This window comes from Azospirillum sp. NS33 (genome assembly GCF_059703765.1).
In genome coordinates, this window is record NZ_BAAKJB010000066.1 from 1 (window position 1) to 8,281 (window position 8,281).

Annotated in this window: 6 protein-coding genes and 2 pseudogenes; 4 read left to right on the forward strand and 4 right to left on the reverse strand. The window is 70.6% G+C overall.

The features are described 5' to 3' along the window. Nucleotides 1-1,839 (reverse strand): DUF3369 domain-containing protein (locus AC6H2I_RS30150; RefSeq protein WP_497504490.1); only part of this gene is annotated, 1,839 nt, incomplete at its 3' end. Continuing rightward, a complete protein-coding gene (locus AC6H2I_RS30155; RefSeq protein WP_497504491.1) occupies nt 1,826-3,709 on the reverse strand; it encodes a sensor histidine kinase in 1,884 nt (627 codons plus the stop codon). The genes AC6H2I_RS30150 and AC6H2I_RS30155, both read right to left, overlap by 14 nt. 552 nt (nt 3,710-4,261) lie before the next feature. On the opposite strand from AC6H2I_RS30155, the gene AC6H2I_RS30160 reads away from it, so the two are divergent. From AC6H2I_RS30160 to darG, 3 genes and pseudogenes are all read left to right on the forward strand, one after another. Beyond that, nucleotides 4,262-4,450 carry a hypothetical protein gene (locus AC6H2I_RS30160; RefSeq protein WP_497504492.1) on the forward strand — a complete coding sequence of 63 codons (189 nt, stop codon included), beginning with the start codon at nt 4,262-4,264 and terminating at the stop codon, nt 4,448-4,450. Next, a pseudogene (gene darT, locus AC6H2I_RS30165) lies at nt 4,447-5,064 on the forward strand (type II toxin-antitoxin system toxin DNA ADP-ribosyl transferase DarT). Before AC6H2I_RS30160 ends, darT begins: the two are co-directional and overlap by 4 nt. A 37-nt stretch (nt 5,065-5,101) precedes the next feature. Then, complete coding sequence (gene darG, locus AC6H2I_RS30170) at nt 5,102-6,160, forward strand: type II toxin-antitoxin system antitoxin DNA ADP-ribosyl glycohydrolase DarG (RefSeq protein WP_497504493.1); 1,059 nt, start codon at nt 5,102-5,104, stop codon at nt 6,158-6,160. A 242-nt stretch (nt 6,161-6,402) separates the two neighbouring features. Here the strand turns inward: darG and AC6H2I_RS30175 are convergent, their stop codons facing one another. Next, nucleotides 6,403-6,831, reverse strand: a complete 429-nt coding sequence (locus AC6H2I_RS30175) for a hypothetical protein (protein WP_497504494.1) — start codon at nt 6,829-6,831, stop codon at nt 6,403-6,405. A gap of 47 nt (nt 6,832-6,878) precedes the next feature. Here AC6H2I_RS30175 and AC6H2I_RS30180 point away from each other — a divergent pair. Next, nucleotides 6,879-7,738, forward strand: a pseudogene (locus tag AC6H2I_RS30180) (IS110 family RNA-guided transposase); the annotation flags it as partial. A 42-nt stretch (nt 7,739-7,780) separates the two neighbouring features. Here AC6H2I_RS30180 and AC6H2I_RS30185 read toward each other — a convergent pair. Further along, a partial coding sequence (locus tag AC6H2I_RS30185) for an EAL domain-containing protein (protein WP_497504495.1) occupies nt 7,781-8,281 on the reverse strand: 501 nt, incomplete at its 5' end.

The window sequence follows — 8,281 nt, forward strand, 5'->3', positions numbered from 1 at the left end:
CTCCAGCGCCCCGGGGGTGAGGCCGGCGGCGGCGACCCGGGCCAGCAGGCGGTCGGCGAAGCCCGGCGTGTTGAGGTCGGTCATCGAGAGGTTGATGGCGACCGGCACCGCGGCGGCGGCGCCGCGGCCGGCCGCCCAGCCGCCGACGGTGTCGACGACGAAGTCGGTCAGCGCCTGGGTCAGGCCGGCGGATTCGGCGATGGGGATGAACTCCGACGGCGTCACCGCCGCGCCGTCGCGGGTCCAGCGCAGCAGCGCCTCGGCCCCCACCACCGCGCCGCTGGACAGGTCGAACTTGGGCTGGAGGTGGACGGCGAAGCCGTGCCAATCGGCGGTCGCCGCCTTCAGCGTGCGCTGCAGGTCACACCGGCGTTCGACGTCGCGGCGCATGGCGGCGTCATAGCGCACGCAGACCCCGCGGTGGCGGTTGGCGACGTGGAGCAGCGCCGACACCGTCGCCTCGACCACCGCCTTCGGCTCCCGCGGGAGGACGGCGAAATCCGCCAGGTCGGCGAGGACGGCGGTGGCGGTGGTCGCCACCTCGATGCCGTCGACGGCGAAGGGGCGGGCCACCGCGGCGGGGACGAGCGCCTCGTCGAGGGCGGCGCGGTCGCCCAGCAGGGCGAAGACCCGGTCGCCCAGGCGGGCGATGGTGAGGGGGCCGGTGGCCGTGGCGGCCAGCGCGTCGTGCACCGCCCGCAGCAGCCCGTGGGCGACCCCCATGCCGTAGGCCGCCACGACCGACCGGTAGGCGTCCACCCGCACCAGGGCGATCCGGCCCCCGGCCCAGCCGTCCTGCACCCGGGCGTGCAGCGCCGCCTCCAGGGCGTTGATGTTCGGGACGTTGAGAACCGGATCGACGTGGGCCATACGGTCGAGGCGCTCCACCAGGGTCAGGTTCTCGAAGCCGATGCCGATGTTGGTGGCGAACAGCTTGAGCAGGGCGAGGTCCTGGGGGTCGACGCCGCCGGACGTCTGCACCAGCGCCGACAGCTCGCCGCAGCCGTCGCTGCGGACATGGAGCGCGGCGTAGCCGTCCTTGATGACCGGCTCGCCGGTCCTGCGCACGGCCTCCAGCAGGTCCCGCACCTCGGCCCCGCCGAGGGCGTCGACCGTGGCCCCGGCGCAGGCGGCGAAGCGGCCGAGCGCGCTGACCACCCGCGCCGCGCCGCTGTCGCCGCCGAGGCCGCCGCCGAGGCCGCCGCCGAGGCCGCCGACGCCGACGATGCCGTTGGGCTGGACCCGCAGCAGGGCGGCGATCTGCGTCAGCACGCCGCGCGCGAACAGCTCCAGGTTGGTGCGCCGGAACAGCCGGGTCGAGCTCTCCACGATCGTCTCCAGCCCGGCACGGCTGCGGGCGATGGTGCGGATCTGGTCGTAGGCGCGGACGCTGGCGGTCAGCACCGTCAGCAGGCGGGTGTGCGTCAGCTCGGCCTTGGTGCGGTAGTCGTCGATCTCGTAGGAGGCGATCACCGACAGCTCCGGCGCGTATCCCGGCTGGCCGGTGCGCAGGACGATGCGCGTGGCGTCGTGGCCCGCCGCCCGCAGCTCGCGCACCAGCCGCAGCCCGGCGTACGGCGTCTCCATCACCACGTCGACCAGCGCCACCGCGATGTCGGTGTCCCGGCCGGCGAGGCGCAGGGCCTCGGCGGCCGAGCGGGCGTGCAGCAGGGTGACGGGCCGGCCGAGAATGACCGCGTCGGCGAGGGCGAAGGCGGTGATCGCGTGCACCTCCTCGTCGTCGTCGACCACCAGGATGCGCCAGCCCGCCATCGGACCCGCGGCCGCCCGGGGCGGCCCGCCATCCTCGACGATGGCGAGGACCTCATCCGAGGGCATGCCGGCTCCGCTGCGCATCATAGACGCTCCCGATCTGTCGTTCGGCGCTGGCGGGGGCCACCGCCGGGAGGTGCAGGATCATCGACGTGCCGCCATCCACGCGGCGCTCCGCGCGCAGGGTGCCGCCGAGGACGTTGGTTGCGATGGTGAAGGAGACGCTGAGGCCCAGCCCGCTGCCGCCCTGCCCCAGGCGGGAGGTGACGAAGGGATCGAAGATGCGTTCCAGCATGGCCGTCGGCACGCCGACGCCGGTGTCGGCCACGGTGATCTCGACGCGCTCGCCGTCGAGGTCGCGCGCCGCGATGGTGACGCGCCCGCCACCGCCATCGGGAAAGCCGTGGGTCTGGGCGTTGTCGACCAGGCTGATCAGCACCTGGCCCAGGGCACCGGGGAAGCTGTCCAGCCGCGCCGCGGTGCGAACGGCGGTGTCGAGGGCGATGGCGGAACCGCGAAACCGCGGCGCCATGGTGCTGGCGACGTCGTCGATGAGGTCGCGGACGGAAAAGGCGCGCCGCCGTTCGCTGGTCCGGTCGACCGCCACCTGCTTGAAATGGCCGATCAGGTCGTTGGCCCGTTCCAGGCCGCCCAGCACCAGGGTGCAGCCCTGGCGCACGTCGTCGAGAAACGCATCGAGCGTCGAGCGCCGCAGTTCGCCCGCGGACCGCGCCGTCTCGCGAAACGCCGTGGCGCGCTCCACCAGGGTGCTGGCGACGGTGACGGCGGCGCCGATGGGGGTGTTCAGCTCGTGGGCCACGCCGGCGACCAGCGCCCCCAGGCTCGCCAGCCGTTCGGCCCGCGCCAGCTCCTCGGCGGCGTGCGCCCGCTCGGCCTCGGCCCGCCGGCGGGCCAGCATCGTTCGGGTCCACCCCATGCTGATCATGGCGATGACGGCCAGCCCGATGGCCAGGAACCACAGGCCGCGGGGTGCGGTCAGGACGGCCAGCGTGGTCGGGGGCACCGTGCCGAGAACCGTCCATCCCGTGGTGGCGCTGTGCACGACGATGTCCGGACGCAGCCGGACGATGGCCGCCTGCGGACGCACGGTGCGGAAGAGGTACCGCACGCCGCCGTCGACGACGCTGCCGTCGGCGGCGGCGATCCGCCGCCACACCGCCGGGGCGGTGGTGGCCATCGTGGTCTCGCGCCCGAACATGAAGCCCCACAGCCGGTCGTCCGGCGCACCGGCCAGCCAATGGCCGTCGGCGTTCAGCACCTGCAGGGGATGGTCGGGGGACAGGGCCGCGGGGCCGGCCCGCTCCACCCTGGCCAGCGCCTCGCCCATGGCGATGTTGACGACCACCATTCCCGCGGGCATGCCGGCCTCCCACAGCGGCGTGGCCAGCCGCAGCATGGGATTCCACGGCGTCTCGACCGCCCCGTGCTCGATGTTGAGGTCGATGTCGGACACGAAGACCGCGCCCTCGGGCAGGGCGCGGGTGGCCTGGACATAGTAGCGCCCGCTCTTGTCCTGCAGCTGGTCGCCGTCCGACACCGCCACCGTGGCGCCGCGGCGGTCGACCCGCACCACCTCGCGCCCCGCGGCGTCGATGTAGCGCAGCTGGGCGACGAAGGGGATCTCCTCCGCGACCACCGCGAAGGCGCGGGCGACCGCGCCGCGCGCCGCCGCCTCGCCCGCGGCCAGCCGGCGCAGCGGCTCCGCCCGGGCGACGATCCGCAGGTCGCCCACGAACCCGCTCAACGCCTGGCCCAGAGCGTCCGCGGCCCGCTCGACCCCGTCCTCCACCATGATCCTTTGCCGATTTCTTTCGAACGCCGCCTCGAAATAAAATGACGCGGCCAGCAACATGCCGAACACGGCCGACAACGCCAAGTACATGGGAATGAAGACGAAGAGTCCGTTCTTGCCCATTGGCACGCCGTTCTGGTCGCCATCGACCCACGGAACGCGACCGTTGCATCGAGACGGTTTCAATTCTAAGTGTCCGGAGAACACCTCGCGGCAATTAGCATGAATGTACCCTGACGCAGCGTCAAGGTGGTAGAGGCCGGAGGCGGCGCGTTGCATGAAGGTGATGTTGGCGCTGATGCCCCTGTCCTTTCCCTCGCTTAGGCGCTACGGACGGAGTTCGGGCGTCCCAGGTCGAGCATGCGGTTGAGGACCTCGATGGCGATGGCGACCTCGGTGGCGCGGGCATCGCCGCGATGGAACCGGAGGCGGTCGCCGATGCCCTGCGCCCGGTCTCGGTAATCGCCTGGATGTACCGGTCACACTGGCTTGGCGCCGTCGATGCCGTGTCGCTGGGAACCGCGTCCGCTCGCGGCGGCACGATGACGTCAGCAGCGGGATGGCGCTCGTGCATGGTGGCGTAAACGGTGGTCGGACGGTCGTACGCGCCGTCCCCGGTGACCGAGACGACCGGGTCCAACTTCGGCGGCATCATCGCGCTCACGGTCGGTCAGGGTGGCGGCGACGATCTCCGTCTCGGCGGTGCGGCAGTTCGAATTCGGCCGTGGCTCGTCGCGCGGCTACGTGCCGGTTGGCTTCCGGCGGGCGTTCACGGCGACCGGCCTGGCGCTCGCCGACGAGCGCGCGCAGGACGCCGGCGCAACCGATGGTTCGCCCCCCAGCCCCGGAGGCATCCCGGCATGAGTCCGCCGCCGGCCCGCCCCAAGATCTACCACATCACGCATGTGGACAACCTGCCCGCCATCATCGCGACGGGCGGACTGATCTCCGACGGGACGGTCGTCACCCAGGGTGGCCCACAGGTCACCATTGGCATGGGGAAGCTGAAGCGGCGCCGCCTGACGCTGCCGGTGACGTGCCATCCGGGCGATCACGTCGCTGACTTCGTACCGTTCTACTTCTGCCCGCGGTCGGTCATGCTCTACCTGATGCACCAGGGTAACCACCCGGAACTGACGTACCGCAGAGGGCAAGCTCCGATCGTCCATCTTGAAGCCGACGTCCAAGAAGTGGTTCGATGAGCGAGTCAGGACGGGCGTCGTTGGGCATTCTCCCTGTCGAATGCGGCCGCCCACTTCTGCCAGTTCCGGGCATCGCTCGCGCAGCTCGACCAGGTGAATTGGCAGGCTGTGGACGCCCGGAATTGGGTATCCTGCCGCGACGAGAAGCAGGCTGAGTTCCTTGTGCACGGGGCATTCCCATGGACCCCTGTTCCGCCGGATCGGCGTTATCTCGGACAGGATCGCGGTCCAAGTGGCCGCTGCGCTTCGCGGCGCGCAGCATCGGCCGCAAGTTGAGATTAAGCGCGATTGGTACTACTGAGGAAGCCCCGCGATGATCAGATACACGACCGGCGATATCCTCGCGGCCGACGCGGAAGCCCTCGTCAACACGGTGAACTGCGTAGGCATCATGGGGCGCGGCATCGCGCTCCAGTTCAAGAACGCCTTCCCGCAGAACTTCAGGGCCTATGAAGCCGCCTGTGCCCAGAACGCGGTGCAGCCAGGGCGAATGTTCGTGTTCGAGACCGGGACAATGACGAACCCGAAGTTCATCATCAACTTCCCGACGAAGCGGCACTGGCGTGGTAAGAGCCGGATGGAGGACATCGACGCTGGGCTGGAGGCCCTGACCGCGGCGATCCGGGAGCGGGGAATCCGATCCATCGCGATCCCGCCGCTCGGGTCCGGACTCGGCGGGCTCGACTGGTCCGAGGTGCGCCCCCGGATTGAGGCCGCGCTCCGCGAGATCCACGACGTCGAGGTGCTGGTGTTCCAGCCGAACGGCGCGCCAGACCCGGCGACCATGGCGCGCAACGTCGAGGTGCCGAAGATGACACCCGGCCGCGCCGCCCTGGTCGAACTCATGCACCGCTATCTCGGCGGCCTGATGGACCCGTTCGTCAGCCTGATCGAGGTCCACAAGCTCATGTATTTCATGCAGGAGGCGGGTGAAGGGCTGAAGCTGCGGTACGTTAAGGCGCCATACGGGCCTTATGCCGAGAACCTGCGACACGTCCTCAAGACCATCGAGGGGCACTTGGTGTCCGGCTACGCCGACGGCGGGGACGCACCGAGCAAGCTGCTGGAGCTGGTGCCCGGTGCAGCCGAGGACGCCGCGTCGTTCCTGTCGGATCACCCCGAGACTCGGGCGCGCTTCGATCGCGTGGCCGAACTGGTCGAAGGCTTCGAGACGCCGTTCGGCCTCGAGCTGCTGGCCAGCGTGCACTGGGTGGCGAAGCTGGAAAGGGTCGCCTCGGCCGAAGCGGCGGTCGAGGCGGTCCACACCTGGAACGACCGGAAGAAGCGCTTCTCACCGCGGCAGATCGATCTGGCCTGGAAGGTTCTCACGTCGAAAGGGTGGATCGAAAGCGCACCTCAACACGCGAACTGACGCGGCTTCGACCTTCCGGCGGCCAAGGCGTAGTTGCCGCGGCGTGTAAACACTGTTCGGCGCTTGCTTCGCCCAACTCACCGCGGCTGCTCAGGATTGGAGTGTCTGAGGTGGCAGACGCGGCCGGTCGCTCTCCTGGTCACCATCGCGGAGCAGAAGGTGGCCGCGCTGACGAGCCTCATCGAGCGGGAGAAACGCCGGTAGACGCCGCTTCCGCACGAGGGGCGATCTCAGACTCGGCATCAGAGGCCGAGCAGGTGCCTCGCGGCCGCCATGTTGGACGCGTACTCCATGCCGGGTGGGGCGAAGTCGGCGGCGAGATCCGGCCTGAGCGTCGAGCCGGTCTCGCCGGCGTAGTCCCTCTTGTTCGAGGACACGAACACGACCTTAGACTGCATGCCGGTGGACCTCAGAGTCCCGACCACGTCAAGGTACGTCTCGATGACGACGCAGTCCTTCATCGACTCCTTGCCCTTGCGCGCCGGGGTGCGGGCTTGGCTCGATCGCTTCCAGGCGTTCCCTGGGATGTGGGCTGCCTGCGCGGCCGGCGTCGCCGCAGCGAACCAGCGATCCACAACATCCCGAGCCCGCGCGCGGTGATCATCGAGATGGCTGAGATCGGTCGGCCCTCCGCTCCCGTAGACGGCCGCGACCGCATCAATGCGCGCCAAGTCGGCGCGCAGCTTCTGCAGGGCCCTGGCGGCCTCCTTCTCGGTCTCAGGCCTTCGCCGTTGCGCGCAACGGCGAAGGCCTGGATTGCCTCGCCGCCGAGCTGCGCGCGCTCGCCCCGGCGCTGGTGGTGCTCGAAGCCACCGGCGGCTTCGAGCTCACCGTGGCCGCTTCCCTGGCCGGGGCCGGGCTGCCCTTCCCTTGGCCGTGGTCAATCCGCGCCAGATCCGCGATTTCGCCCGCGCCACTGGACGGCTGGCCAAGACCGACGCGCTGGACGCCCAAGTCATCGCGCTGTTCGCCGAGCGCATCCGCCCCGAGCCGCGACCGGTCGCCGACGCCGACAGCCAAGCGCCGGCCGAACTGGTCGCCCGCCGCCGCCAGATCGTCGAGATGATCGGTATGGAGAGCAACCGGCGCCACCAAGCCAAAAGCCCACGCGTGCGCCGGACCATCGAGATCACGCTGAAGACCCTGGAGGCCCAGCTCGCCGAACTCGACAAGGACATCGACGACACCGTGCGCCGCTCGCCCGTCTGGCGCGCCACCGATGACCTCCTCACCTCGGTCCCCGGCATCGGCGACGTTACCGCCCGCACCTTGATCGCCGACCTCCCCGAACTCGACCGCCGGCGGATCGCCGCCCTGGTCGGCGTCGCCCCGATCAACCGCGATTCCGGCGAGATGCGCGGCCACAGGGCCATCGCAGGCGGCCGAACCCACGTCCGTAACGTGCTGTGCATGGCCACGCTGTCCACCATCCGTTGGAACCCCATCATCAAGGCCCACTACACCCGCATCGTCGCCGCCGGACGGCCCAAAAAGCTCGCCATCGTCGCCTGCATGCGACACCTGCTCACCATCCTCAACGCCATCGTACGGACCGCATCGCCGTGGCAAACCGCTTGACCGACGACACAGTCGCTCATGCGACGTCGCATGAGGGGGCGGTCACCCCGTCGGAAACCGCCCGTCGAAGGTGTCGATGGGGACGGGGCGGCCCATCAGGAAGCCCTGGCCGACGGGACAGCCGAGGGCGGCCAGGGCGCGCTTCTGGTCGTCGGTCTCGACGCCCTCGGCCACGCAGGCGACGCCCAGGGTCCGGGCCATGGCGATGACGATGGCGGCGAGGCTGTCGGCGGCGGTGGCGGGGGTGAGCGGCGCCACGAAGCGGCGGTCGATCTTCAAGGTGTCGACGGGCAGGCTGTCGAACTGGCCCAGCGACGAGAACCCGGTGCCGAAATCGTCCAGCGCGATGCGCGCGCCGGCCTCGCGCAGGGCGCGCACCTGGGCCAGCGGCCAGGGGCTGTCCTGCATGGCCACGCTCTCGGTCACCTCGAACTCCAGCGCCCCGGGGGTGAGGCCGGCGGCGGCGACCCGGGCCAGCAGGCGGTCGGCGAAGCCCGGCGTGTTGAGGTCGGTCATCGAGAGGTTGATGGCGACCGGCACCGC